The following is a 24,006-nucleotide window of genomic DNA, read 5'->3' on the forward strand; positions in this document are numbered from 1 at the left end:
TAACCTGAAACGGAAGCGGTCGTGCTTTAAATTGCCCGCCGCATTGTATTCTATGCGGCAACCTCGTACATTAAACACGGTATCAACGGTCGTTCGAGCAGTGCTTCCACAGATGAAGATGTGCAGGACATCTTGGGCCCTGAAGATATGGAAGCGCTTCCTTCTTGTGATGTGGCTGGGGTGGTGGAGTGCCGGAACGCTGGCGCAGGGCTTCGAGGAAGCGGTGGTGAACATCGGCAACGTGGGGCTCACGATCACGAACGCGGGCTTCGTGGGGAAAGCCAACGTGCGGAACAATCCGGCCGGACCGCCTTCGTTCGAATATCCGCTCGACTCGGGCGTCGAGCACCTGTTCGAGGCCGGGCTCTGGATCGGTGCCATCCGCAGCGACGGCCTCATCACGGTGCGCACCGGGGCTATCACTTCTTCTGGCGGCTATCGGCCCGGTGCAGCGGGCTACGAACTGGCGCCCCTGGAACCGATCATCGAGCGTTCCACGCTGCCCACCTCACCTGTCTTTACCCGTGCAGCCGTCAGCCATCAGGACTTCGTGACCGCCTACACCGACACGGCCCGCTTTCTGCCCGGCACGCTCATTCCCATGCCGGATCCGGCCGGGCAGCTCGGCGCCAAGATCATCCAGACCAGCTACGCCTGGAATTTTCTCTTCACCGAAAGCTTCGTCATCATCAACTTCGACATCATCAACATCAGCGACCAGCCCTGGGACAGCGTTTACGTGGGGCTTTACCACGACCTGGTCGTGCGCAACGTGAACACCACGCAGGATCAGGGCAGTGCTTTCTTTAACAAAAACGGCGTCGGCTTCATCGACAGCCTGCAGGCCACCTATGCCTTCAATGCAGGCGGCACCGAGGAGTCGATCAACACCTACGGGGCGATTGCCTTTCTGGGGGCCGAGTGGCGGGATCCGCGCACGGGACAGTACCGCTTCTTTCACCCGAATGTAGCCGACGAATACATCCGGGACGGCTACACGCCGCCCATCGTGAACCCGCGCTGGTGGCTGTTCAGCGGCGGAACGGACGAGCGCTCGCGGCCCGGCGACGACCGCACGCGCTATCAGCGCATGGGCACCCCCTACCCGAATCCGGCCGACTATCCGGGCTGCCGGGGCGTGCAGGATCTGGCCTGCCAGGATTCTTCGTACGTGCAGGCCGTGCGTGCCTGGCGTGAAGAGTTGCGCACGGCCGGCCAGCGCTCGCAGGGTAACTGGATCGGCCTGACGCCCGTCGGGCCGTTCCGACGCGTGCTGCCGGGCGATACGCTGCGCGTGACGTTCGCCTTCGTCGGAGCGCTCAAGCCCGAAGCCTATCAGGGACTGGCCGGGCGTCCCATCGACAACGCCGAAAGCCGGAGCCTGCTGCGCACGAACCTGTTCTGGGCCCGCCGCACCTACGCGGGCGAAGACCTGAACTACAACGGCCGGCTGGATCCGGGCGAAGATGTGAACGGCAATGGTCGGCTCGACCGTTACCTGATTCCTGAGCCCCCGCCGCCGCCTCGCGTGCGCGTCGAGTTCACCACCGACACCGATCCGCAAACAGGCCGCACGCGCACGGGCGTGGTGCTCTACTGGGACCGGAGCGCCGAGTCGGCCATCGACCCGGTGACCGGCCGTCGGGACTTCGAGGGTTACCGGATCTACCGCACGAATCCGGGCGACGATCGGTTTGGCAACCTGCTCGACCGGGCCGTGCTGATCGCCCAGTACGACAGACCCGGCAACCGGACCGGCTTCAACAACGGATTTGAAGCAATCCGACTGCCCGAGCCCGTCACGTTTTCCGACGACACGACGCGGTACTGGTACCGCTTTGAGATGTCCGATCTGAAGGCGGGCTGGCAGTATCTGTTCATCGTGACGGCCTTCGACGAGGGCGACCCCGATACCGGGCTGGAGCCGCTCGAATCGTCCCGAACGGCCGGGGCGGTGCGCGTCTTTCCGGGCACGACGCCTACGCGGCGCGGGCCGGTCGGCGTCTACCCGAACCCGTATCGGGCCGGAGCAGCGTGGGACGGCGGCACCAGCCGCACGCGCAAGCTCTACTTCTACAACCTGCCGCCTCGTTGCGAAATCCGCATCTACACGCTGGCCGGCGAGATCGTCAAAACGCTCTACCACGACGCGGCCACCTACACGGGCGACATCCGCTGGTTCAACGACTTCAGCGGTCCCGGCCGCCGGCTCAGCGGAGGAGAACATGCCTGGGACCTGCTCTCGGAAAACGGCCTGGACCTGGCTTCCGGACTCTACCTCTTCACCGTGAAGGACCTCGATACCGGCGAGGTCCAGCGCGGGAAGTTTGTAATCATCAAATAGACCTCAACAACCAGACCCCTTACTGCCATGCGACGCATTGCTACCACGATGCTCCTGCTGCTGGGCATCGGGCTGCTGCTGCCGGCCCGCGCCCAGATCAAAGACGTGACCGTGCGGGAGATCAACCAGATTCACCCCGACAGCCTGGCGCTGCTCAAACAGCTCGGTACTTCCCTTACTACAGATCGTATCGAAAGCCTCATTCAGTCGCCGCTCACCGGCGACACGGTGCGGTTCACGGCCGTGGTGATGAGCGATCCACGCAAGTCCGGCCTGGCCAGCACGAACCAGGATGGCGTACCCTCCCGGCTGCACGTGTTCGTACGCGACACGTCGGCCGTCTCGCAGGGTAAAGATGGGATGACCATTCAGATCGTGGACGGCGCCTACGAGACGACGGGCCTGAAGAACCTGACAAAGGGTGATGTGGCTACGTTTACGGCCGTTGTGGACTATTATTTCAACACGATTCAGTTAGTGCCCATCTCAATTGAATTGCTGGGAGATTATAAAAGTCTCGGATTGCCCGACAGCCTGCTCGATCCGGTGGTGGTCACCACGGCCGACCTGAACGTGAACGTGGACGTAGGCAAAGTGCAGGTGAACTGGGACAACTTCGCCCGGCTGAACAATCAGTACGTCCGGATCGAAAACGCCACGATGCTGCGCAGCACGCTGGCCGACCAGGGACGCCCCAACTGGCTGTTCTCGTCGGACGGTGGCGAGACGTTCGTGCAGGCCGACGACATCTCGCTGCGCTTCCGGAATGACCGCGCCGGCTACCCGGACGAGTACAACAAGCGCGCTCCGAACGATCCGTTCCGCCCGCCGCCGCCGGGCGCACTGATCAACGTGCAGGGCTTTGTGGTTTTCCGCGGGTATTTTGAGGCATTCGATCTGGGGGCTATTCCGCCTGGCGCCATGCTGCGGCTGGCCCCCTTCGAAGACACCGACCTGGAGGTGCTTGAGGCGCCGCCGACCATCTCGGATGTGGGGCGCCCCGACTTTGTGCCGGGCAACGAGCCCGTGACAATCACCTTCGACGTGGCGGCCGACCCGAACCGTCAGCTCACGAGCGTCGAGCTGCACTACTACACCAGCTCGCAGCCCGACACGCAGGTGGTGCAGGCTTCACCGGCCGCTTCGAAGGCGGGCGCGCGGGGTACGCTGGCGCTCTACGAAGCGCAGATTCCGGCCGCACCGGACGGCGATTTTGTGACCTACTGGGTCGAGGCCGAGGACAACACGGGTGCCCGCACGCGCTCGGACGATCAGTACTACCGGGTGCTCTATGGCGGCATTACGCAGATCGCGCATGTGCAGGAAACGCCCAACGGCGGTCCGGGCGACAGTCCGTTTGCCGGTGTGACCACCGACATGGATCTGCATGTGGTGGTGCAGAGTCAGCCGTCCGTTTCGGGCCTGGTGGCCGTGCAGGACGACGCCAACCTGGGGCCGTGGTCGGGCATCCTGCTGAACCTGCCTTCGGCCGCCCGCGATACGATCCAACGGGGTGACCGGCTGCACATCACGCGAGCTTACATCCAGGAAAACCAAGGTGTAACAGAGTTAGACAGCCTTACGTTCACCAAAGAAGGCACGGGCGACTTTCTGGGCTACAAGACGATGACTACGAACGACCTGGTCGATCCGTCGATTGCCGAGGCCCACGAAGGCATGCTCGTGCGTTTCGAGAACGTGACGATCATCAATCCCGACGAGGGCTATGGCGAGTGGTCGTTCTCGTCGGACGGCACCGAGGAAAACAAGGTAAAGGCCGACGACCGGTCCAGTGCCATTTCTTCGGACTTTGCCGTGAACACCTTCCAGGCGGGCGATCTGGTGGAATTCATTCAGGGCATCTGGTGGTACTCGTTCGGCGAGTACAAGCTGGTGCCCGAGGATCCGAACACGGACATCGGTCCGATCACGACCGACGTGGAACCCGGCGAAAACCTGCCGGCCGCCTTCACGCTGGCCCCGAATTATCCGAACCCCTTCGCCGAGGTCACCACGCTGCGCTACGCGCTTCCGCAGGCCGGTCCGGTGCGCCTGGAGGTGTTCGACCTGCTGGGCCGCCGGGTGGCCGTGGTGGTCGACGGTGTGCAGCCGGCCGGCGTGCACGAGGTGAAGCTGGACGGCCGCGGGCTGTCGAACGGCCTCTACGTGGTGCGGCTGACCACGGAGGCCGGCACGGCCACGCGGATGATCGTTCGCATGAAGTAACGTAGCGTCGGGAACGGGGCGGCGGTCAGGCGGCCGCCGCCCCGCCCGGCAATTACTTGAGCAGGAGACCGTGACGTACTCGCTGCGCGCGTTACCGGGACTAATTGCGCTGATCGTGCTGCTGGGCGGTTGCGACGCCGGCTTCACGGGGGAGCCGCTACCCAACCAGCCGCCCGAGACCTACCTGAGCGTGCGCGACAGCTCGCTCGTCGATAACCTGTCGGACGAGGAGCGGCTCGTCAGCACCGTCTACGTGTCGTGGACGGGCGACGACCCGGACGGCTATGTGGCGGCCTACGAGTTCCGCTACTACGATGCCACCACGGGACCGGCCGACGTCTTCTGGACGCGCACGATCCGCAACGACTCGCTCGTCCTGCTGCCCATCCCGCCCGGGAGCGCCACGGCCAATGTGGTGTTCGAGGTACGGGCCATCGACAACGAAGGGCTGGCCGATCCCACGCCTGCGCGCACGGTCTTCCCGATCCGGAATTCGCCGCCGGAAATCCGGCTGGTCAGCTTCGAGCTGCCGCCCGACACGACGTTTCCGATCTTCTCCTTTAGCTGGCAGGCTGAAGATCCGGACGGTGCCGTCAACCTGGCCCGGATCGAAGTCAGCTTCAACGACTCGACGCAGTTCGTGGCGCTGCCGCCCGACGTGGACTTCGTGACGTTCGTGGCGAACTTCGACCGCGACGATCCGACGCAGACCGAAGTAACGGCCCGCGTCTATACGGGACGTGCCTTCCGGTCTACCACGATCGAAGTGCCGGGGTTGCGGCTCGACGCCGAAAACACCTTCTACGTGCGGGCCGTGGATCAGGCCGACACGAGCAGTGCGCTGGCCCGGCACACGTGGTTCGTCAAGAAGCCCCGGAGCCGGGTGCTGCTGGTCAACGACTACCGGAAGGCGACGGGTTCGGTCGTGATGGCCTACCATCGGGCCATCCTGCGCGACTTTCTGCCGCCGGGTATGCCCATCGACGAGTGGGATATATCCCGCCCCTACGTAACCGGATCGGCCGGCAACACGCCGCGCTCCGACGCGCTGCCGCCCGTGCCCGACCCGACGCTGCGCCAGACGCTGGCGCTCTGGGACTACATCTACTGGGTCTCGACGGCCACGGTCAACAGCGTGGTTGGCAACAACCTGCCCTATGCCGCGGCGGTGATGGACCTGTTCTTCGAACGGGGTGGGCGTATCCTGGTGCACAGTCCGGTCACGCAACCGCGCGACCCCGAAGCGAACCTGGGCAACCCGGCCATCCTGATGCTGCCGCTGAGCGACCTGCTCGTGCTGCCCGATTCGGTGCGGCGGCTGGAGCTGCCCTCCGGCGCAGCCATCACGCCCGTCAGCGCACCGCCGGGCGTGGCCGAAGCACTGCCGCCGCTGCAGAGCAACCGGTTCTTCATCAACGAACTGCCTTACTTCGCCGAAGGGGCCACAATCATCCCGCTCTACGAGGCGGATTATCGGTACCTGAGCCGGAGCGGCCGGCGCGGCACCTGGCCGTATCCGCGTACCGTGGCGTCGATCAGCGCCGACGCCCGCGTGGCGCTTTTCGGGCTGCCCCTGGTGAACGAACTCAGTGGCGAGCCCGAGCTGGTCGGGGCCGACGGCGACCCGGAGGCCGGTCGCCGGGCCGTCATGCTCCTGCTCCGAAGCCTTGGCTTTCCCGAACGATGAACCGACGGACAGCCGGACGCAACGCGATCCTGTGGTTGCTGCTGACGCTGGTCGGGGCCCTGCCGGCCCGCGGCCAGGGAAGCATTGCGGGCACCGTGCGTGACGAGCGCGGCGAGCCGCTGCCCGGCGTGAACGTGGTGGTGGTCGGCACCAGCTACGGGGCGGCCACCGACCTGGACGGACGCTTCCGTATCGATGGATTGCGGCCGGGCGAGTACTCGGTGCGCGTCTCCTACGTGGGATTCGAGACCGTGCTCTTCACCGGCGTGCGCGTCCGCGACGGCGAGACGACCACGCTGGACGTTACGCTCCGGGAGCAGGTGGTGGTCGGCGAAGAGGTGGTGGTCGTGGGCGAGCGGCCGCTGGTGGACGTCGAACAGTCGTCGAGCGCCTACATCGTCTCGCGTGAGCAGATCGAGGCAGCGCCGCTGCGTTCGGTGCAGGAGGTGGTGGGCCAGCAGGCCGGCGTCCTGCGCGATCCGACGGGCCTGTACATCCGCGGCGGCCGCGCCTACGAGACCGGCTACTACGTGGACGGCGTCTCGGCCCGCGACCCGCTGGCCGGCACCGGCTTCGGGCTCGACCTGGGCACGAACGCCTTCCAGGAAGTGGAGGTGATCACCGGCGGACTGGACGCCCGCTACGGCGACGTCACTTCGGGCGTGGTCTCGATCCAGACCCGTGAGGGCGGCGAGCGTCTTTCGGGTAGCTTCACGCACAAACGGGATAACTTCGGGAGCCTGAACGAAAGCTGGGGCAGCAACTTCCACGAAGACCTCTACGAGTTGACGCTGGGCGGACCGCTCGGCACCGACCGGCTTCGCTTTTTCGTGGCCGGTCAGGTGCAGCTCTCCGACGGCTTTACCCGGCACGTATCGGATCCCGACTCGGTGCGCTCGTCGCTGGTGAAGTGGGACTTCCTGCTGCCCCGCACGGGCAACCGCTGGAATGGCTTTCTGAAACTGACCTACACGCCCTGGCCGGGACTGAAGCTGCAGGCCGCCTACCAGCGCTCGCTGACGGTCAACCAGAACACGCGCATGCTGCAGGTGACGGGCAACGAGGCCGTGGTGGCACCCGGCTTCCAGTATGCCTTCATCCTGCAGCCTGAAAACGCCAACACGTTCGCCCACGACAACGTGCTGGCCTACGTGAAGGCCTCGCACGTGATCAACGAGCGCTCCTTCTACGAAATCCAGATCAGCCGTCTCTTTACCCGGCTTCGGGCCGATGCGAACGGGCGACGCTGGCGCCCCCGTGCCGTTACCACCGAGCTGGACCCGCGAAGCATCGTCACCTACCCGGCCACGATCTTCGTGGACGAAAACGGCCAGCCCTTCGACCCCAACGCGCTCTTCGTGTTGCCCGGCCCCGGCCTGTACAACAACGGCGGGATCGCCACGCGCTTCCACGATCACTTTGCCGAGGAGTGGACGCTGCTGGGCACCTACACGCTGTTTTCGACGGACCGCAACCGGCGGCTGAATGCCGGACTGGAGCTGAAATTCAACGACTACCAGTGGATCGACATCATCCGGCCCTGGGTGGGGGCGCCCATCGGCTCCGAAGCGGCGGAAGCGACCGGACGCCTCGGTGAAAGCGCCGACATCTGGCGCGTCAAACCGCGCCGCGGTGCACTCTTTACGACGGGCCAGGTGCGTTACCGGGGCCTGATCCTGAACGCCGGGCTTCGGCTGGAATGGTGGTCGCCGGGGCGGTACGTGGACCGGCTCGTGGACGATCCGCGCGCGCCGATTCTGGAGACCGTCCGCCGGGCCTACAAGGACGACACGGTGCCGTTTTTCGGGCTCCGGACCAAGTTCTTCCTGCTGCCGCGCCTTCGCGTCTCGTTCCCCATTCGCGAAAATCAGGTGCTCTTTTTCAACTACGGGCGCGCAACGCGCCTGCCGCACCCGACCTTCGTCTATGCCGGGCTCGATCCGTTCTACCAGGACCGCTCGTTCTTTGCCGACCTGGGCAATCCGAACCTGAATCCGGAGGTGGACATCTCCTACGAGCTGGGGCTTCGCTACCAGGTCACGAGCAACGACGTGCTGAGCGTGACGGCCTTCTGGCGGGACAAGTTCGACTTTATCACGATCGAAAACGTGATCATCCGCGACCCGACCGGCCGCGAGACGGTACGCGCCTTCCGTATCAACGGCGATTTTGCCCGCGTGCGTGGTCTGGAGGTCAGCTACCTGAAGCGCATCGGCGACTGGTTCCTGGGCCAGATGGCCGGCTCGTTTTCGCGGGCCACCGGCTTGAGCTCGACGAACAACGACGCGCTCGTGCAATTTCTGGCCCGGGGCGACATCGAAAACACCTTCGAAACGCCGCTGGCCTGGGACCGACCGATCGATCTAAAGGCCAGCGTCACGCTCACCTACGATCGGCCGCGGCCGCTGCTGGGCCTGCCCGGATTGAACCGGCTGCAACTGTTCCTTTCGACGACGTTCCGGAGCGGCCAGCGCTACACGCCCGCCGAATTCAAAGGCTACCAGACGAATCCCTTCACGGGCGAGGCGAACTGGCGGCCCATCTACGAGATCGTCTCGGATCCGGCCGCCCGCTACAGCCGCATCGGAGCGCCCTGGTGGTGGTTCGATCTGGCCCTGCGCCGTCGCATCCGACTGGCTGGCAACGACCTGGAGCTTTCCGTCGAGATCACAAATCTGTTCAATCAGAAAAACAGCGTGATCGTCAATCCGGTGACGGGTAAAGCCTATCCGGATGTCGATCCGGAGAAGACCGATTTTACGAAGCTTCGGGGCAATCGAGACTTCGATGTGCCCATCAACGTGCGCGATCCGCGCTACGAGGATCCGACCACGACCGGGTTGCCGCCGTTCAACCCGGCGCGTTTCCTGCCGCCGCGCCATGTGATGTTTGGAATCTCCTATGCGTTCTGAGCGAATGACACGGATCTGCCTGCTGCTGGCACTGCTGCTCGGGGCGTTCGGCGAGGCCCGGGCGCAGCTCCTGCCGTCCTACGGGCGAGATCGGGCCGGCACGTCGGGCTTCCAGTTTCTGAAGATTCCGGTGGATGCCCGCTCGGCCGCGCTGGGCGAGACGGTGGTGGCCGAGGCATTCGACGCTTCGGCGCTGTTCTGGAATCCGGCGCTGGCCGCGCAGATCGAAAACGTGCAGGTGGGCGTCGGCCACACCGCCTATTTCGTGGACATCCGGCTCGACTACCTGTCGCTGATCTATCCGCTCCGCTGGGGCGGGCTGACGCTGGGGCTGAGCCTGGAGGCGCTCGACTCGGGCGAGATGCCGGTGACGACCGAGTTCGAGCCCTATGGCACCGGCGAGATGTTCAGCTTCCGGGACCTGGCGCTGGGGCTGAGCGTGGCGCAGCCGCTCACGGACCTGTTCAGCTACGGCATCACGGCCCGCTACGTGCGCGAGAGTGTGGCCGAGCTGGTCACGCAGACGCTTCTGTTCGACCTGGGCATTTTCTACCGGGTGGGCGATACCGGCGTGCAGATGGCCGTGGCGATCCGGCATTTCGGGTTTGACGGCCGCCCTGAGGGCAAACTGGCGCGTACGGTGATCGCGCAGACGGGTCCGGCCAAGCGGGCTGCCGATCCGGAGCCGATTGCGACGACGCCGGATCCGAGCGTGCGCATCGAAACCGAGTTCGAGACCATCACGCCGCCCACTACGTTTCTGCTGGGCGTCAGCTACACGCTGCTCCGGGACAACCCGCAACATCGTCTAACGCTGCTGGGCCAGCTCACCAACCCGAACGACAACGCCGAGACCTTCAACGTGGGGGCCGAATACACCTGGAATCACACGCTGATGGTGCGGATGGGCTATCGGTTCGGCGTCGAGGAATTCCGCACCCCCGCGCTGGGCGTAGGGCTTCGATTGCCCGAACTGGTGGCCGGAGTGCAGGCCCGCTTTGACTACGGGTTCCAGCATCTGGAACGCCTCGGCACGGTGCATCGCGTGGGGCTTAATCTGGAGTTGTGACCATGAGCCGTTTCCGTAGCGTGGCACGTCGGTGGACAAAGACCTGGGGCGCGTTGCTCGTACTCGGACTGCTGCTTGCCGGGTGCGACGCCCTGCTGGGCACCAAGCAGGATCCGACCACCGAGGAGATTTTCCGCGTGGGACGCACCGAGCCCGGCCTGTTACGCGAGGTCGAGTATGTGCCGCTCTTTCCGTTCTACACGCTGGGGGGTGACGGCGCGCCGCTGGAAGCGCCAAAGGACGTGTACGTGGGCTTCGATACGTTCATCTACGTGGTGGACGCCCGGGGCCTGCACGTGCTGGACCAGGCGGGCCGACCGGCCGTATTCATCCCGATTCCCGGTGGGGCAACTTCGGTCATCCAGGACCGGCGGCTGCACGTGTACGTAACGGCCCGGCGCGATACCACGATCGGAGGACGCACCTGGAATCTGCCCGTCGTGCTGCACTATGCGGGCATTCCTACGGGCAATCCCCGCCTGGTGGACATCCTCTGGCATCCGTTCGACGACCGCTCGCGTCGGCTGAACCGACCCGATCCGATTCCCACCGACGAACAGGTCGAGTTCACGGGCGTGGCCGTGCTGGCCGACAACTCGATCTACGTGGCGCGGCGCGGCCCGGTCAACGATCCGGCCTCGGTCATTCTGCCCCACAACACGATTCTGGAGTTCACGCCGGACGGCATCAACACGCAGGCGCTCGTGACGCTCGATCCCCGCCAGCCGAGCCTTCGCAGCGCCATCAACCCTTCGGATGTGCTGACGTTCGTTCATCCGCCGCAACGTACGACGTTTCCATTCCTTCGCGACTTTTACATCGCCCAGACGCCCCCCGAAGGGGAGCGGCTCCGCTACGCCGTCCTGTCGATCCGCGCCGTCGAGACGCCCGACGGGATCGAATACCGCCCGGACGCCGACAAAATTCAGATCGTGGGCGACACGACGCGGGGCGACGGCTTCCTGTACGAGGATTTCAAGTTTGGCTGTCCTTCGGACCTGGCCTTTGCGGCCGACGGCACCAACTACCTGTTCGTGCTCGACGCCTGCAAGGATAGCCTGTTCGTTTTCACGTCGGCGGGTGTCGAGGGCGTGGCGCCGCCGCCCGGGGCGGCCAGTACGAAGCCGGTGGTGGTATCGTTCGGTGGGCGTGGAGACGGCTCCCGCCAGTTCAATAACCCGCAGGGGGTGGCCTACGACCGGCGCATCGTCTACGTGGCCGACACCGGCAACAACCGCATCGCCCGCTTCCGCCTCAACACGGACTTCGAATGAAGCGCGCGCTGCTCGTCCTGCTGCTCGGCTGGGTCCTTCCGGCGTGGGCGCAGATCCCCTCGGTGGGCACATCCGCCACGCTGGAGGTGGGCACCTGGAACGTGGAGTGGTTCGGCGATCCGGATAACGGCCCCTCGGACGAAGCGCGGCAGCAGGCGAACGTCCGCGCCGTCATCGCGCAGAGTGGGATCGACCTCTGGGCCCTGCAGGAGGTGAGCGACCCGGCCGCCTTTCAGGCATTGCTCGATAGTCTGGGAAGCGATTACGAAGGCGTGCTGGGCGAAACGGCCTCGCCGGGCGTGACGCAGCGGCTGGCTTTCGTCTACCGCCGCGACGTGGTGCAGCGCCGACGCGTCGAACGAATCCTGACCGAGTTCGCCGAAGCGTTCGCCTTCCGGCCGCCACTTTTGCTGGAAGCTGCCGTACACCTGCCCGATACGACGGTCGTAGTCACCTTCATCACGCTGCACATGAAAGCCGGGAGCGGTCTGGACGACTACGACCGACGGCGCGAAGCGGCACAGCGTCTGAAAAGCCGGCTCGATCTGCTCTATGGCACCCGTCCCGTCATCGTGCTGGGCGACTGGAACGACGAGCTGCACGCGTCGATCCTCACAGGCCTGCCGTCGCCCTATGAAAACTTCCGCTCCGATACCGACGATTACCGCTTTCTGACCGAAGCGCTGGACGCGGCCGACCTGCCCACCTGGTGCGGCAACAGCAGTACGTGCCGGACGGGATCGACACTTGACCACATCCTGATCACCGACGAACTGTTCGACGCCTACGAGGAAAGTTCGGCGGACCGTTTTACGGCGCTGCTCGATGCAATCCCGGGTTACGTGTTTTCCACGTCGGACCACCTGCCGGTTTATGCCCGCTTTCGGTTTCGGGGGGCGTCCGGCGTGGCCGTTTCCGGCGAGCCGGAGATTGCCCTGCAACTGTACCCCAATCCTGCACGCGGCCAGGTCCGGGTCGTCTGGGAAGGCCGGGGGGCGCCGGTCGCAATTCGAGTATGGGATGTGCTCGGACGTCTGGTGCGTCGGTGGGAGCGACCGGCGGGCGTCGGTCAGGTGCGGTTTTACATCGATCTGGAAGGGCTGGCAGCCGGAGTGTATCGGGTCGAGGTGGCGGAGGGCGATCGGCGCGTCAGTCGGACGTTGATCCGGCTTCCGTAGCCTGAAGGCGGGAGGCGACGCGTTCGGCTTCGCGCAGCACGCGCAGCAAATTGCCGCCCAGGATTTTCTGAATGTCCGTCTCGGAGTAGCCGCGGCGGTAGAGGCCGTAGGTGATCCAGGGCAGACGCGTCACGTCTTCGAGTCCGGCGGGCAGGTCGAACACGCCGTCGAAGTCCGAGCCCAGCCCGACGTGGTCGATCCCCGCCACCTGCACGGCGTGGTCGATATGGTCGAGCACGTCTTCGAGCGTGGCGCCCGGCAGACCCCGCTCGCGCCGGACCGCATAGACAGCATTCCAGAGCTGGCGCAGGTTGCCGCCTGTGCGGCGCTCGGCCTCGGCGTAGACGTCGGCCGTCAGGTGCGGATTGACCAGCGCGTCGAAGAAGTTGATGAGCACGACGCCGCCGTTGCGAGCCAGCGCCCGGAGCATTTCGTCGCTGGCGTTGCGGACGGCGGGCACCAGCGCCCGCATCGAGGAATGCGAGAGAATGACGGGGGCCTCGGAGATGGCCAGCACGTCGAAGAAGGTCGCGTCGGACGCGTGCGATAGGTCGATGAGCATGCCGAGGCGGTTCATTGCGCGGACGATCCGGCGGCCTTCTTTGCTGAGGCCGTTCCAGCGCGGGCGATCCTGGGAGGCATCGGCCAGCCGATTCGTGTTGACGTGCGTGAGCGTGACATACCGAATGCCGGCTTCGTAAAGCGCCCGGAGCGTGTCCACCGAGCCGGCCAGTGCGTGGCCGCCTTCGAGCCCCAGCAGGATCGCTTTGCGGCCGCTTCGTGTGATGCGCAGCACGTCGGCGGCCGAGTAGGCGAGCGCGACGCTGTCGGCGTGGGCGGCCACCTGGCGGCGCACTTCGGCGATCAGGCGACGGGCGTAGCGGACGGCCGCCGCGCCTTCGCCGTAGGCGGCGGGTACATAGATCGAAAAGAACGCGGCGTCGAGTCCGCCTTCGAACATGCGGGGCAGGTCCACGTGACCGTCGGCCCGGCGGTGGCGTCGTCCGAAGTCGAAGCCCTCCAGCATGCGGGTGGGCGTGTCGATGTGCCCGTCGAAGACCAGCGTGCGGTAGTGGAGCGCCAGCACCCGTGCCCAGAGTGTGTCCAGACGCAGCAGGGCGTGGTAGCGGGGTGGCGGTAGCGCAACGGGACCACCGTCCTCGGCCCGGAGCGTGTCGGCCGGGAGAGGCGGCGTCGGCGTGGGCGTCTGGGCCCGACAGGCCGGCGCCAGCAACAGCAGCAAAAACGCGAGACGCATCAGCATACGGTCCACCACGGTGCGGCCAGTACGTCCGGCGCCAGCCATTCGATCCGGGAGCCGATCAGGTATGTGAAGCCGGGGAATAAAAATGATTCACGGCGTGAATAGCTTGCCGATCCGCAGCCTGGCTCCATACAGAAAAGCCCCTCCCGCGCGGGAGGGGCTCACGGATGGCTATGCTGTGCAAGGAGCGCTCAGGCCATGGCGGCTTCCTCGTGTTCGATGCGCAGCCCGAGCACCTTGAAGAATTCGGCCAGCCAGCGCGGATGGGCCGGCCAGGCTGGCGCCGTCACCAGGTTGCCGTCCACCACGACCTCATCGACCGGCACCTCGACGTACTCGCCACCGGCCGCCTTCACCTCGGGACCGACGGCCGGGTAGGCCGTGCAGCGGCGGCCCTTCAGCACGTCGGCCGCCGTCAGGATCTGCAGCCCGTGGCAGATGGCCGCGATCGGCTTGTTGTTCTGAGCGAAGTGGCGGACGATCTCCAGCACGCGGTTGTTCAGGCGCAGGTACTCGGGCGCCCGGCCACCCGGAATCACCAGCGCGTCGTAGTCCTCCGGACGGATCTCGTCGAAGGTGGCGTTGAGCTGGAAGTTGTGGCCGGGCTTTTCGGAGTAGGTCTGGTCGCCTTCGAAATCATGGACGGCGGTGCGGACCTTTTCGCCTTTCCGCTTGCCCGGGCAGACGGCATCGACCTGGAAACCGACGGCCTGCAGCGCCTGGAAGGGGACCATGATCTCGTAGTCCTCGCCGAAGTCCCCGACGATCATCAGAATTCGCTTGGCAGCCATGGCGCCTCCTCTGGATTGGTGGATGGGGATGGGATTAAGCGCTTCCGGAGAAAGCACGAAGAGCGGCCGGGGCTGTTCCGGTCGGGCCGGTTACGAAATCGTTACCTGTTGGCGGGCGCGGCGCGCGTCGAGGCTGTAGCGGCCGGGACCCGTGAGCATCAGAGCGATGAAGACAATGGCCAGCTCCAGTGGATACCAGGGACCGCCGGGGATCAGGCCCGTCAGGTGTCCGAGCGCGGCCACCAGGAGCGTGAGCGTCGGGAAAATCAAGGCCCAGGGGAAGAACAGGCCCAGCAGGAGCAACAGACCGCCACCGACCGCCTCCGAGAGCGCGGCTACCAGACCCCAGAAGGTCGGCGCAAAGTCGATCCCGAAGCCCTGCATGGCACCACCGACGCGCGCCCAGCGCTCCGGTCCGCCCAGCAGTTTGGGACCGCCGTGGATGAACAGAAACGTCAGGCCCAGACCGATCCGCACGATCAACAGGCCCAGATCGCGACGCTTTTCAGGATCACGCCACATGGTTTCGCAATGGGTTGGTGAACCGGTGCCGGAAGATAGTCGCGACGCGCCCGCAAGACAAGCGGAGCGCTTCTGAACCGATACGGATGGCACCGGCGGCCGAATGCGCGTCAGTTTCGAGTTGTGAAATAAATTTATCTCTGACAATTCGTTTCGTTTCCATGTAGCGAACGAGCTGCAATGTCGCATGAGCGAAGCTATACCCTGACGTGCAACAGAGGTGCTGGAACGACGTGGCATTCCGCTGGCCTGGGTGTTTCATCCGTATCGTATCGAACCGGACCGTCAGGATCCGAGTCTGGAGCATCGCCTGGGACCAATTGCTGCATTTGGAAACCGAACGCTTAGAGTGGTGGTCAACGTGAAGGTAAATCCAATTCGTGTGGTTACGGCTTACTTCGATCGTCGAATAACGCTTGTATGAGGCTGAAAATTGACGAACAGGCCGATGCGCTTTATCTGGCGCTAAGTGATCAGCCGGTTGCCTATACGGAAGAGGTAGCTCCCGGAATTCTGCTCGATTATAACAAGGACGGACAGGTGGTCGGCATAGAATTGCTCTACCTGTCGCGGCGCGTTGCTACCGAAGAACTGCGCCGCCTGCTGTTCGAGTCGGTTCCGGCCGGCGGCGAGACGTCCTGAACGGCGTGCAGGTCGAAGCCCTGTCTCAGGGCCTTTCCTGCTCGAACAGGGAGAGCTGGGCGCCGTCGCGGCGGAAGCGGTCGGTGCGGAGCACGGGGCGCGTTCGGTTGAGGCCCAGTCGTCGGCACGTCAGGTGGAAAAGCTGAGCCAGCAGGTCGGCCTCCTTGCCCGATCCGTGCAGGCGGCGGCCGGCGCGCGTGTCGTTGAGCGAAGGGCCACGCATGGCTTCGAGGCGGCGCACGACGCGGTCGTAGCGTTCGGGGAAGTGACGCCGGAGTGCATCCAGAAAGATCTCGCGTACGGCTCCGGGCAGGCGGAGCAGCGTGTAGCCGGCCCAGCGGGCCCCGGCGCGGGCGGCCGCCTCCAGGATGGCCGGCAGCTCTTCGTCGGTCAACCCGGGGATGATCGGGGCGGCCAGCACGCCCACGGGCACGCCGGCCCGGCTCAACGCTTCGATGGTCTTCAGGCGCAGCGCCGGACGTGCCGTGCGCGGCTCCAGGCGGGCCGTGATGTCCGGCTTCAGGCTGGTGACCGAGATCCACACGAGCACCAGCTCCTGGCGGGCCATTTCGGCGAGCAGGTCCAGGTCGCGCCGGATGAGCGCGTTTTTCGTGACGATCACCACCGGGTTGCGATAGCGCAGCAGCACGTCCAGACAGGCCCGCGTCAGCCGCAGGCGGCGTTCGAGCGGCTGGTAGGGATCCGTCACGCCGGAGAGCGAAATGGGCTGTGGCTCCCAGGAAGGGCGGCGGAGCGTCTGTTCGAGCAGGCGGGCAATGTCGCGTTTGACGACGATCTTCGTCTCGAAGTCCAGTCCGGCCGAAAAGCCCAGGTATTCGTGATAGGTGCGGGCGTAGCAGTAGGCGCAGCCGTGCTCGCAGCCCCGATAGGGATTCAGCCCGAAGTTGAAGGGGATGTCCGGGCTGTCGTTGCGGGCGAGCGCCGAGCGCGTGTGGTCTTCCAGGATGGTCGTGGGTACCCGGTAGGGCGTTTCTTCCCGGATGATCGCCTCCGGGTCCGGTTCCAGATGGCGTGGTTCGAAGCGGCTCGGCGGATTGAAGGCCGCCCCGCGGCCTTTGGGGGCTGGAAGCTGGGCCATGCAGCAGGGTTGTTTTGTCGGAAGTACCGCCTTCGGCCCTTCAGGTTGCCGCGCTTACGAAATCCGGAGCGTCTCCAGCACGATGAACAGCAGGAGCAGGATCGCAGTGAGGATGGTGACCACGGCGTGGTAACGAAGGTTACGCACGACGGCCAGCGAGCCGAGCAGCACGACGCCCGCCAGGTTCAGGAAGGTCGCCTGTCGGTCGTGCACCGATAGCGCCCGGAGCCCTTCCAGCACGTTGACCGCAGCGAGCGCCGCAAAAAACGGCCGTTGCATTTTGCGGTAGTGGTCCAGCAGGTCGCAGGGATCGTCCGGGATCCTGTTGGGGAGGACCAGCGCGGCCGCCAGGTAGAGCAGGACCGGCACAAGCAGAATCAGCAGAAATGAAAAGAAATTCCAGGCCACCTGGTGGCGCAGGCCGAAGGCGGCCCACCACCACTGAACCAGGGCCACGAAGACGAGGCCGCTCCAGGTCAGCGGCAGCCAGTGAAAACGAACCCGATCGCGCTGGTGCACGAGGCGCTGCACGCCGGAGAGCAGTTCGGTGAGTCCCAGACCCAGCACGATCGAGATCAGGACCGACAGGTAGGCGAAAGGCGTCATATGGGATCGCTGATTTACTGGTGCATGAGGAGGCCACACCCCGTGTGGCGGACGTGATCCGGCGGGTATGATCGGGCGGATACAGGGGTCCGCCCCTACGGGATAGGGAAAACGTCAAGGATCTGTAGGGGCGCACCGCAGTGTGCGCCCGTGCTTTCTCACATGCACTATGATTTCCCGGAAATCATATCATGAGCGCTTTTCCCGGAAGCGGGCGCGTCGAGCGTGCCGGTGCAGAAAAGCAAAGGGCGATGGGAGCACCGCCCTTCGCCAGGCAGTTCGGTGCGCTGTGCCGGTTTTATTCGGTGGCTTCGGCCGGTTCGGGTTCGATGACCCAGGTGTCGCCGCTCTGGAGCAGGGCCTGCAGGTCGCCTTTGCCCTTGCGCGCCGTCACTTCGGCGATCTGGCGGTGCAGCAGGTCCTCGTAGGTGGGCCGCTCCTCCCGGTAGAAGACGCCAAAGGGTTGCGGCAGGTCGGGCCGGAAGAAGATTCGCGCCATGATGTGCGCCAGTTCGCGGTTCGTCTCGTCGTAGACGAGGCAGTCGTCGAGGGACCACCGGCCGTCGGTCAGGTCGATCACCTCGGGCCGGAAGCCGTCGAGCCGGATCCCCTTGCGGCCTTCGTCGAAGACGAGCGGCTTGCCGTGCTCCAGGAAGAGCGCCCGGTGCGGCTTCGTGTCGCGCTCGGTAAACTGGAAGAAGGCGCCATCATTGAAGATGTTGCAGTTCTGGTAGATCTCGACGAAGGCGGCGCCCCGGTGGTCGTGCGCCCGGCGGAGCATTTCCTGCAGGTGCTTCGTGTCGCGGTCCATGGAGCGGGCCACGAACGTTGCGTCGGCCCCCAGTGCCAGCGCCACCGGATTGAAGGGGTGGTCGATCGAGCCGTAGGGCGAGCTTTTCGTGATTTTGCCTTCTTCCGAGGTCGGGCTGTACTGACCCTTCGTGAGGCCGTAGATCTGGTTGTTGAACAGCAGAATCTGCACGTTCAGGTTGCGGCGCAGGATGTGGATCAGGTGGTTGCCGCCGATCGAGAGGGCGTCGCCGTCGCCCGTGATGATCCACACGTCCAGCTCCGGCCGGCTGGCCTTCAGGCCCGTGGCGATGGCCGGTGCCCGGCCGTGGATAGAGTGCATGCCGTAGGTGTTCATGTAGTAGGGGAAACGGCTGGAGCAGCCGATCCCGCTGATGAACACGATGTTCTCGCGGGGCACGTCCAGCTCGGGCAGCAGACGCTGGACGGTGGCCAGGATGGCATAGTCCCCGCAGCCCGGGCACCAGCGCACGTCCTGATCCGAGGCGAAGTCCTTGCGGGTCAAGCGCGGCTTGCCGTCGCCGGCCGGTTTGGCCCCCGGCGGCATGGCCGGTTTGGAACGTGGCGGCATAGCGGGACCGGCCCCCGGTGGCATGGCCGGTTTGGCCCCGGGCGGCATGGCGGGCCTGGCCCCCGGCGGCATGGCGGGACGCGTACCGCGCGGGGCGTTTTCTTCCGGACGCTTGGAGTCGGACATGGCAACTACCGCAGGGTTGAAATTTCAGGACGGCATCAGGTCGGCCACAAACTCCTCGATCTCTCGGGCCTGGAAGGGCAGGCCCTGGATCTTGTTCAGCGGCACGAACGGCCGCAGGTAGGCGTCGCGCAGGACGCGTACGAGCTGGCCGTTGTTCAGCTCGGGCACCACCAGATGGTGGTAGCGCTCGAAAATGGCCGGCAGATCGGGCGGCAGCGGATTCAGGTAGCGTAGGTGGACGCTGCCGACGCGCAGGCCGCGAGCCTGCAGGCGCTCGACGGCCGCTTCGATGGCGCCGCGCGTCGAACCCCAGCCGATGAGCAGCACGTCGCCCTCGGGATCGCCAAAGACTTCCGTGGGCGGGATCTCCCGAGCCACGCGGGCCACCTTTTCGGCGCGGAGCTTCACCATGCGCTGGTGGTTGGCCGGGTCGTACGAGACGTTACCCGTCTCGTGCTCTTTTTCGAGGCCGCCGATGCGGTGCTCCAGGCCGGGCGTGCCCGGACGTGCCCACGGGCGCGCCAGCGTCTCGGGGTCGCGGCGGTAGGGCAGGAAGCGCACGTCGCCGTTCTGGCGGAAGTTGGGCTCCGTGGCAAACTGCACCGCGAAGGGCGGCAGTGAGGTGACGTCCGGCACGCGCCAGGGTTCGGCGCCGTTGGCCAGGTAGCCGTCGGCCAGCAGGATCACCGGGGTCATGTAGCGTACGGCGATGCGGCAGGCTTCGTAGGCCGCGTAGAAGCAGTCGCCGGGCGAGCTGGCCGCCAGCACGGGCAGCGGGGCCTCGCCGTGGCGGCCGTAGAGTGCAAAGAGCAGGTCGCTCTGCTCCGTCTTGGTGGGCAGACCCGTCGAGGGACCGCCGCGCTGCAGGTCGATCACCACGAGCGGCAGCTCGGTCATCACCGCCAGGCCGATCGTTTCGGCCTTGAGCGCCAGACCCGGGCCGCTGGTGGCCGTCACGCCCAGCGCCCCGCCGAAGCTGGCGCCCAGCGCCGCCCCCACGGCCGCAATCTCGTCCTCGGCCTGGAAGGTCATCACGCCGAAGTTCTTGTGCCGGCTCAGCTCGTGCAGCAGGTCCGAGGCCGGCGTGATCGGGTAAGAGCCGTAAAAGAGCGGCAGGCCGCTCTGGTGGCTGGCCGCGATCAACCCCAGCGCCAGCGCCTCGACGCCCCGGATGGCCCGGTACAGACCGGGCTCCAGGCGCGCCGGCCGCACTTCGTAACGGACGGCAAACAGCTCGTGCGTCTCGCCGTAGTGGTAGCCTTTGTGCAGGACCTTCAGGTTGGCGTCCCGGATCTCGGGCCGGTTTGCAAATTTCTGCGCCAGCCATTCCTCGACGGGTTTCAGCGGGCGCGAGTAGAGCCAGAGCACGAGCCCCAGCGCAAACATGTTCTTGCAGCGGTCGATCTCCTTTTTGTCGAGTTCGCTGTCGGCCAGCGCTTCGTGCGTCAGACGTGTCAGCTCGACGGGGATGACCTGATAGCCTTCGAGCGAGCCGTCTTCGAGCGGGTTCGTCTCGTAGCGGGCCAGCTCCAGCCCGCGTCGGTCGAAGGCGTTCACGTTGATGAGCAGCGTCCCACCCCGACGCACGCGCGGCAGGTGCACCTTCAGCGCGGCCGGGTTCATGGCCACCAGCATATCGACGGCATCGCCCGGCGTGCGTACCGGGACCGAGCCGAAGTGAAGCTGGTAGCCGCTCACGCCGTAGGTGGTGCCGGCCGGCGCGCGGATCTCGGCGGGAAAGTCGGGCAGCGTGGCCAGGTCGTTGCGGGCCAGGGCGGTGGCCCGGGCGAACTGCAATCCCGTCAGCTGCATGCCGTCACCCGAGTCGCCGGCAAAGAGCACGGTCGCCTCGGGGAGGACCTCCACAGGTTTTTCAAAGACGGCCATAATCTGGCAAAAAGACGACGGATTGATAACGGCTATCTATCGGAACGTCCGATATTTCGCAAAAAGATGCAACGCAAAAAGATGCGGGGAGTTCAACGGCTACATCGCTTCGTGCGATGCACCGGCCACTGAACAGCACAGAAGCGCGGGGCAGACATGGTTCCCTATGCAGCGACAACGCGGGGTGTGACGGTCACCGTACGTCCGGTCTATCTGGATGATCCGTCCGACTTTTTCGAAAAGCGGTTCGTTTTCGCCTATTTCATCAGCATCGAAAACCACACGGACGAGCCGGTGCAGCTCCTGCGTCGCTACTGGCGCATCGAGGAAGCGGACGGCTCGGTTCGCGAGGTGGAAGGCGTCGGTGTGATCGGCCAGCAGCCCGTCATCCGGCCCGGCCATGCGCACATCTACAGCAGCTACTGCATTCTCTCGTCGCTCAGCGGCACGATGGAAGGCTACTACCTGATGCGCTCAGCCGACGGACGCCGCTTCCGGGTGACGATCCCTCGCTTCGATCTGCGCGTGGCGGCCAACTGAGCCTCAGAACATCTTGACCTCGATGGTCAGCTCCGGCGTGACCAGCTCGATCACGCGGTTTTCGTCGGTTAGCCGATACTCCTGGATCTCCGGCGGTAGCAGCTCCTTCGGGGTGTGCATCCGGAAGAGCGTGTCGGCCACGACGAACCAGTCCTCCTGCGTCAGAAAGACCTCCGCCCGGCCGTTTTCGGCCACCATGGGCGCGTAGGACAGCACGCGCTTCAGGTGGTTGATTCCCTGTTTCTGGTGAAGCGTCGGATCCATATTTCCTGTCGGCCCGGTTGTTCGTAGATTGTGGCAGTCCGCCCGAAGAACGAGAGCCATCCCACGACGTTCCGCCACACCATGCGCCAGTATCACGAGTTTCTGCGCTACATCCTGGAACGCGGCACGCGCAGGGAAGACCGCACGGGCGTCGGTACGATCAGCGTATTCGGCTACCAGATGCGCTTTGACCTGCAGGAAGGCTTTCCGCTGGTCACGACGAAGAAGATCCACATCAAGAGCGTCGTGCACGAACTGCTCTGGTTCCTCCGGGGCGACACCAACCTGCGATACCTGCACGAGCACGGCGTGACGATCTGGGACGAGTGGGCCACCGAGGAAGGCGAGCTGGGACCGATCTACGGCAAGCAGTGGCGACAGTGGCTGGCGCCCGATGGACGCGAGATCGACCAGATTGCCGAGGTGGTGCGCTCGATCCGGGAGCGCCCCTGGTCTCGGCGGCATGTGGTGAGCGCCTGGAACGTGGCCGACCTGCCCGACGAGCGCCTTTCACCGCAGGAGAACGTACGGCGGGGCCGGATGGCCCTGGCACCCTGTCACGTGCTGTTTCAGTTCTACGTGGCGGAGCGGCCCGAGTGGGAGCGCCCGCGGCTTTCCTGCCAGCTCTACCAGCGCTCGGCCGATGCGTTTCTGGGCGTGCCTTTCAACATCGCCTCCTACAGTCTGCTCACGCACATGATCGCCCAGCAGACGGACCTGGACGTGGGCGAGCTCATCTGGACCGGGGGCGATTGTCACATTTACCTGAACCACCTGGAGCAGGTCGAGGAGCTGCTCTCCCGCGAGCCGTACCCGCTGCCGAAGCTGGTCATCAAAAGGCGCCCGCCGTCGATCTTCGACTATCGGTACGAGGATTTAGAATTCGTGAACTACCGGCATCATCCGCCGATCAAGGCACCCATTGCGGTGTGAACAGGGGAAACCCGGGTCAGGTGTACAGGGTCTCTACAGAAAAAACCAGGGATGATATGCGGGTTGTTAACATCAGAGAAGCCCGGGTGCATCTTTCTCGGTTGATCGCTGCGGTGGAGCAGGGAGAGGAGGTCATCATTATGCGGGCGGGGCGTCCGGTCGCCAGACTGGTACCCCTGCGGAAGCCGCGAAAGCTGGGTGTGCTGGCGGGACGCATGACTATTCCCGAAGATTTCGACGCACCGCTGCCGGAAAAAATTCTATCCGCTTTTGAAGGAAATGCCTGAGCGCTATTTGCTCGATACACATGTATTGCTATGGGTGCTTTTTAGTCCAGAACGAATTCCTGAACGAGTACGCGAACGTCTTATTGATCCATACTTTGAGGTGTATTTCAGTGCAGCAAGTGTGTGGGAAATAGCTATAAAAGCACAGATAGGGCGACTGAAACTTACTCTCGACTTGAATGCCATTGTTGAAGCAGCGGAGGATTCAGGATTCGAACCCCTGGCCATTCGTACAGAACATGCTACGAAAATTATAGATCTTCCTTTGTATCATCGAGATCCTTTTGATCGAATACTGGTCGCTCAGGCTATTGTCGAAAAAGCCCGGCTTTTAACTGCGGACAGCGCATTGATTAAGTACAAAAATGTGGAGCTGATTTAAGGATTTTTCTATGTCTTTGTCTTCATCGGTAACATCCAGACGTCCGGAGATTGTCCTGATTGCAGCGCTGGCCGAGAAGAACCGGGTGATCGGGCGCGACGGCCGGCTTCCGTGGCATCTGCCGGAGGACCTGCGGCGCTTCAAGCGGCTGACGATGGGGCACCCGCTGTTGATGGGCCGCAAGACGTTCGAGTCGCTCCTGGAGGAGTTCGGCGGGCCGCTGCCCGGTCGGCGACACCTGGTGCTCTCGCGGAGTCGGACCTATCCGGGCATGGCGAACGTCGAGGTGTACCCGGACGTCGAGGCGGCGCTGAAGGCCGTGGGCGATGTGCCCGTGCTGTTCATTGCAGGAGGGGCCGAGGTGTATGCCCAGTTTCTACCCCGGGCCGATCGGCTGGAGCTGACGCTCGTCGAAGGCGACTACGAGGGCGATACGTTCTTTCCTCCCTACGAGCATCTGATCGGCTCCGTCTTCGAGGAGGTGGCCGTCGAGCGCCATCCGGGCTTTCGGTTCGTCACCTACCGGCGGCGTCCCGACGCGCCGAAGCCGTAACGAATCGGGCACTTTTCCGGCAGGCCGGCTTCTTCTTCG

General features: G+C 64.8%; 21 protein-coding genes. 13 read left to right on the forward strand and 8 right to left on the reverse strand.

Annotated elements, in window-relative coordinates; all coding sequences use genetic code 11:
• Positions 1-169: 169 nt before the first annotated feature.
• From GYH26_RS01660 to GYH26_RS01690, 7 genes are all read left to right on the forward strand, one after another.
• Positions 170-2,344 carry a hypothetical protein gene (locus GYH26_RS01660; protein ID WP_161540224.1) on the forward strand — a complete coding sequence of 725 codons (2,175 nt, stop codon included), beginning with the start codon at positions 170-172 and terminating at the stop codon, positions 2,342-2,344.
• A 27-nt stretch (positions 2,345-2,371) separates the two neighbouring features.
• A complete protein-coding gene (locus GYH26_RS01665) occupies positions 2,372-4,570 on the forward strand; it encodes a T9SS type A sorting domain-containing protein (RefSeq protein ID WP_161540225.1) in 2,199 nt (732 codons plus the stop codon).
• A gap of 70 nt (positions 4,571-4,640) precedes the next feature.
• A complete protein-coding gene (locus GYH26_RS01670) occupies positions 4,641-6,257 on the forward strand; it encodes a hypothetical protein (protein ID WP_161540226.1) in 1,617 nt (538 codons plus the stop codon).
• Positions 6,254-9,169, forward strand: a complete 2,916-nt coding sequence (locus GYH26_RS01675) for a TonB-dependent receptor (RefSeq protein WP_161540227.1) — start codon at positions 6,254-6,256, stop codon at positions 9,167-9,169. Before GYH26_RS01670 ends, GYH26_RS01675 begins: the two co-directional genes overlap by 4 nt.
• A complete protein-coding gene (locus GYH26_RS01680) occupies positions 9,159-10,238 on the forward strand; it encodes a PorV/PorQ family protein (RefSeq protein WP_206751735.1) in 1,080 nt (359 codons plus the stop codon). The genes GYH26_RS01675 and GYH26_RS01680 overlap by 11 nt, the downstream gene beginning before the upstream one ends.
• A 2-nt stretch (positions 10,239-10,240) precedes the next feature.
• On the forward strand, positions 10,241-11,512 hold the full coding sequence (locus GYH26_RS01685) for a hypothetical protein (protein WP_161540229.1): 1,272 nt from the start codon (positions 10,241-10,243) through the stop codon (positions 11,510-11,512).
• Complete coding sequence (locus GYH26_RS01690; protein ID WP_161540230.1) at positions 11,509-12,690, forward strand: endonuclease/exonuclease/phosphatase family protein; 1,182 nt, start codon at positions 11,509-11,511, stop codon at positions 12,688-12,690. The genes GYH26_RS01685 and GYH26_RS01690 overlap by 4 nt, the downstream gene beginning before the upstream one ends.
• Here the strand turns inward: GYH26_RS01690 and GYH26_RS01695 are convergent.
• The 3 genes from GYH26_RS01695 to GYH26_RS01705 all read right to left on the reverse strand — a co-directional run bounded on the left by GYH26_RS01695 (position 12,662) and on the right by GYH26_RS01705 (position 15,267).
• Positions 12,662-13,954 carry a dipeptidase gene (locus tag GYH26_RS01695; RefSeq protein ID WP_242006539.1) on the reverse strand — a complete coding sequence of 431 codons (1,293 nt, stop codon included), beginning with the start codon at positions 13,952-13,954 and terminating at the stop codon, positions 12,662-12,664. The genes GYH26_RS01690 and GYH26_RS01695 overlap by 29 nt on opposite strands.
• Before the next feature lie 191 nt (positions 13,955-14,145).
• Positions 14,146-14,745, reverse strand: coding sequence for a DJ-1/PfpI family protein (locus GYH26_RS01700; protein WP_014066035.1), 600 nt, complete (start codon positions 14,743-14,745; stop codon positions 14,146-14,148).
• Between the two features lie 90 nt (positions 14,746-14,835).
• On the reverse strand, positions 14,836-15,267 hold the full coding sequence (locus tag GYH26_RS01705) for a DoxX family protein (protein WP_014066036.1): 432 nt from the start codon (positions 15,265-15,267) through the stop codon (positions 14,836-14,838).
• Between the two features lie 420 nt (positions 15,268-15,687).
• On the opposite strand from GYH26_RS01705, the gene GYH26_RS01710 reads away from it, so the two are divergent.
• Positions 15,688-15,909 carry a DUF2283 domain-containing protein gene (locus tag GYH26_RS01710; RefSeq protein WP_161540232.1) on the forward strand — a complete coding sequence of 74 codons (222 nt, stop codon included), beginning with the start codon at positions 15,688-15,690 and terminating at the stop codon, positions 15,907-15,909.
• A gap of 25 nt (positions 15,910-15,934) precedes the next feature.
• Here GYH26_RS01710 and GYH26_RS01715 read toward each other — a convergent pair whose 3' ends face one another.
• The 4 genes from GYH26_RS01715 to GYH26_RS01730 all read right to left on the reverse strand — a co-directional run bounded on the left by GYH26_RS01715 (position 15,935) and on the right by GYH26_RS01730 (position 21,008).
• Positions 15,935-17,008, reverse strand: coding sequence for a PA0069 family radical SAM protein (locus GYH26_RS01715; protein WP_161540233.1), 1,074 nt, complete (start codon positions 17,006-17,008; stop codon positions 15,935-15,937).
• 54 nt (positions 17,009-17,062) lie between these two features.
• Positions 17,063-17,614, reverse strand: coding sequence for a hypothetical protein (locus tag GYH26_RS01720; RefSeq protein WP_014066039.1), 552 nt, complete (start codon positions 17,612-17,614; stop codon positions 17,063-17,065).
• 298 nt (positions 17,615-17,912) lie between these two features.
• Positions 17,913-18,971, reverse strand: a complete 1,059-nt coding sequence (locus GYH26_RS01725; protein ID WP_161542344.1) for a 2-oxoacid:ferredoxin oxidoreductase subunit beta — start codon at positions 18,969-18,971, stop codon at positions 17,913-17,915.
• A 174-nt stretch (positions 18,972-19,145) separates the two neighbouring features.
• A complete protein-coding gene (locus GYH26_RS01730; RefSeq protein ID WP_161540234.1) occupies positions 19,146-21,008 on the reverse strand; it encodes a 2-oxoacid:acceptor oxidoreductase subunit alpha in 1,863 nt (620 codons plus the stop codon).
• A gap of 156 nt (positions 21,009-21,164) precedes the next feature.
• On the opposite strand from GYH26_RS01730, the gene apaG reads away from it, so the two are divergent.
• Positions 21,165-21,548 carry a Co2+/Mg2+ efflux protein ApaG gene (gene apaG, locus GYH26_RS01735; RefSeq protein WP_161540235.1) on the forward strand — a complete coding sequence of 128 codons (384 nt, stop codon included), beginning with the start codon at positions 21,165-21,167 and terminating at the stop codon, positions 21,546-21,548.
• Positions 21,549-21,551: 3 nt separating this feature from the next.
• On the opposite strand, the gene GYH26_RS01740 is transcribed toward apaG, so the two are convergent.
• Positions 21,552-21,812, reverse strand: a complete 261-nt coding sequence (locus GYH26_RS01740; protein ID WP_054684982.1) for a hypothetical protein — start codon at positions 21,810-21,812, stop codon at positions 21,552-21,554.
• Positions 21,813-21,893: 81 nt separating this feature from the next.
• Here GYH26_RS01740 and GYH26_RS01745 point away from each other — a divergent pair, with 81 nt between their 5' ends.
• The 4 genes from GYH26_RS01745 to GYH26_RS01760 are packed head-to-tail and all read left to right on the forward strand — an operon-like array spanning position 21,894 to position 23,967.
• Positions 21,894-22,745 carry a thymidylate synthase gene (locus GYH26_RS01745; protein ID WP_161540236.1) on the forward strand — a complete coding sequence of 284 codons (852 nt, stop codon included), beginning with the start codon at positions 21,894-21,896 and terminating at the stop codon, positions 22,743-22,745.
• 56 nt (positions 22,746-22,801) lie between these two features.
• On the forward strand, positions 22,802-23,032 hold the full coding sequence (locus tag GYH26_RS01750) for a type II toxin-antitoxin system Phd/YefM family antitoxin (protein ID WP_161540237.1): 231 nt from the start codon (positions 22,802-22,804) through the stop codon (positions 23,030-23,032).
• On the forward strand, positions 23,025-23,414 hold the full coding sequence (locus tag GYH26_RS01755; RefSeq protein ID WP_161540238.1) for a type II toxin-antitoxin system VapC family toxin: 390 nt from the start codon (positions 23,025-23,027) through the stop codon (positions 23,412-23,414). The genes GYH26_RS01750 and GYH26_RS01755 overlap by 8 nt, the downstream gene beginning before the upstream one ends.
• Before the next feature lie 10 nt (positions 23,415-23,424).
• Positions 23,425-23,967: a dihydrofolate reductase gene (locus GYH26_RS01760; protein ID WP_161540239.1), complete on the forward strand. Its 543-nt coding sequence runs from the start codon at positions 23,425-23,427 to the stop codon at positions 23,965-23,967.
• Positions 23,968-24,006: the final 39 nt, after the last annotated feature.

It is taken from the genome of Rhodothermus marinus (assembly GCF_009936275.1).
GTDB lineage: Bacteria > Bacteroidota > Rhodothermia > Rhodothermales > Rhodothermaceae > Rhodothermus > Rhodothermus marinus_A.

Coding starts and splice junctions, on each gene's coding strand:
- GYH26_RS01760 (WP_161540239.1), top strand. CDS start 23,425: ATGTCTTTGTCTTCATCGGTAACATCCAGACGTCCGGAGATTGTCCTG.
- GYH26_RS01690 (WP_161540230.1), top strand. CDS start 11,509: ATGAAGCGCGCGCTGCTCGTCCTGCTGCTCGGCTGGGTCCTTCCGGCG.
- GYH26_RS01660 (WP_161540224.1), top strand. CDS start 170: ATGTGGCTGGGGTGGTGGAGTGCCGGAACGCTGGCGCAGGGCTTCGAG.
- GYH26_RS01730 (WP_161540234.1), bottom strand. CDS start 21,008: ATGGCCGTCTTTGAAAAACCTGTGGAGGTCCTCCCCGAGGCGACCGTG.
- GYH26_RS01710 (WP_161540232.1), top strand. CDS start 15,688: ATGAGGCTGAAAATTGACGAACAGGCCGATGCGCTTTATCTGGCGCTA.
- GYH26_RS01675 (WP_161540227.1), top strand. CDS start 6,254: ATGAACCGACGGACAGCCGGACGCAACGCGATCCTGTGGTTGCTGCTG.
- GYH26_RS01725 (WP_161542344.1), bottom strand. CDS start 18,971: ATGCCGCCGGGGGCCAAACCGGCCGGCGACGGCAAGCCGCGCTTGACC.
- GYH26_RS01750 (WP_161540237.1), top strand. CDS start 22,802: ATGCGGGTTGTTAACATCAGAGAAGCCCGGGTGCATCTTTCTCGGTTG.
- GYH26_RS01745 (WP_161540236.1), top strand. CDS start 21,894: ATGCGCCAGTATCACGAGTTTCTGCGCTACATCCTGGAACGCGGCACG.
- GYH26_RS01680 (WP_206751735.1), top strand. CDS start 9,159: ATGCGTTCTGAGCGAATGACACGGATCTGCCTGCTGCTGGCACTGCTG.
- GYH26_RS01720 (WP_014066039.1), bottom strand. CDS start 17,614: ATGACGCCTTTCGCCTACCTGTCGGTCCTGATCTCGATCGTGCTGGGT.
- GYH26_RS01755 (WP_161540238.1), top strand. CDS start 23,025: ATGCCTGAGCGCTATTTGCTCGATACACATGTATTGCTATGGGTGCTT.
- GYH26_RS01695 (WP_242006539.1), bottom strand. CDS start 13,954: ATGCTGATGCGTCTCGCGTTTTTGCTGCTGTTGCTGGCGCCGGCCTGT.
- GYH26_RS01740 (WP_054684982.1), bottom strand. CDS start 21,812: ATGGATCCGACGCTTCACCAGAAACAGGGAATCAACCACCTGAAGCGC.
- GYH26_RS01715 (WP_161540233.1), bottom strand. CDS start 17,008: ATGGCCCAGCTTCCAGCCCCCAAAGGCCGCGGGGCGGCCTTCAATCCG.
- GYH26_RS01705 (WP_014066036.1), bottom strand. CDS start 15,267: ATGTGGCGTGATCCTGAAAAGCGTCGCGATCTGGGCCTGTTGATCGTG.
- GYH26_RS01685 (WP_161540229.1), top strand. CDS start 10,241: ATGAGCCGTTTCCGTAGCGTGGCACGTCGGTGGACAAAGACCTGGGGC.
- GYH26_RS01665 (WP_161540225.1), top strand. CDS start 2,372: ATGCGACGCATTGCTACCACGATGCTCCTGCTGCTGGGCATCGGGCTG.
- GYH26_RS01700 (WP_014066035.1), bottom strand. CDS start 14,745: ATGGCTGCCAAGCGAATTCTGATGATCGTCGGGGACTTCGGCGAGGAC.
- apaG (WP_161540235.1), top strand. CDS start 21,165: ATGGTTCCCTATGCAGCGACAACGCGGGGTGTGACGGTCACCGTACGT.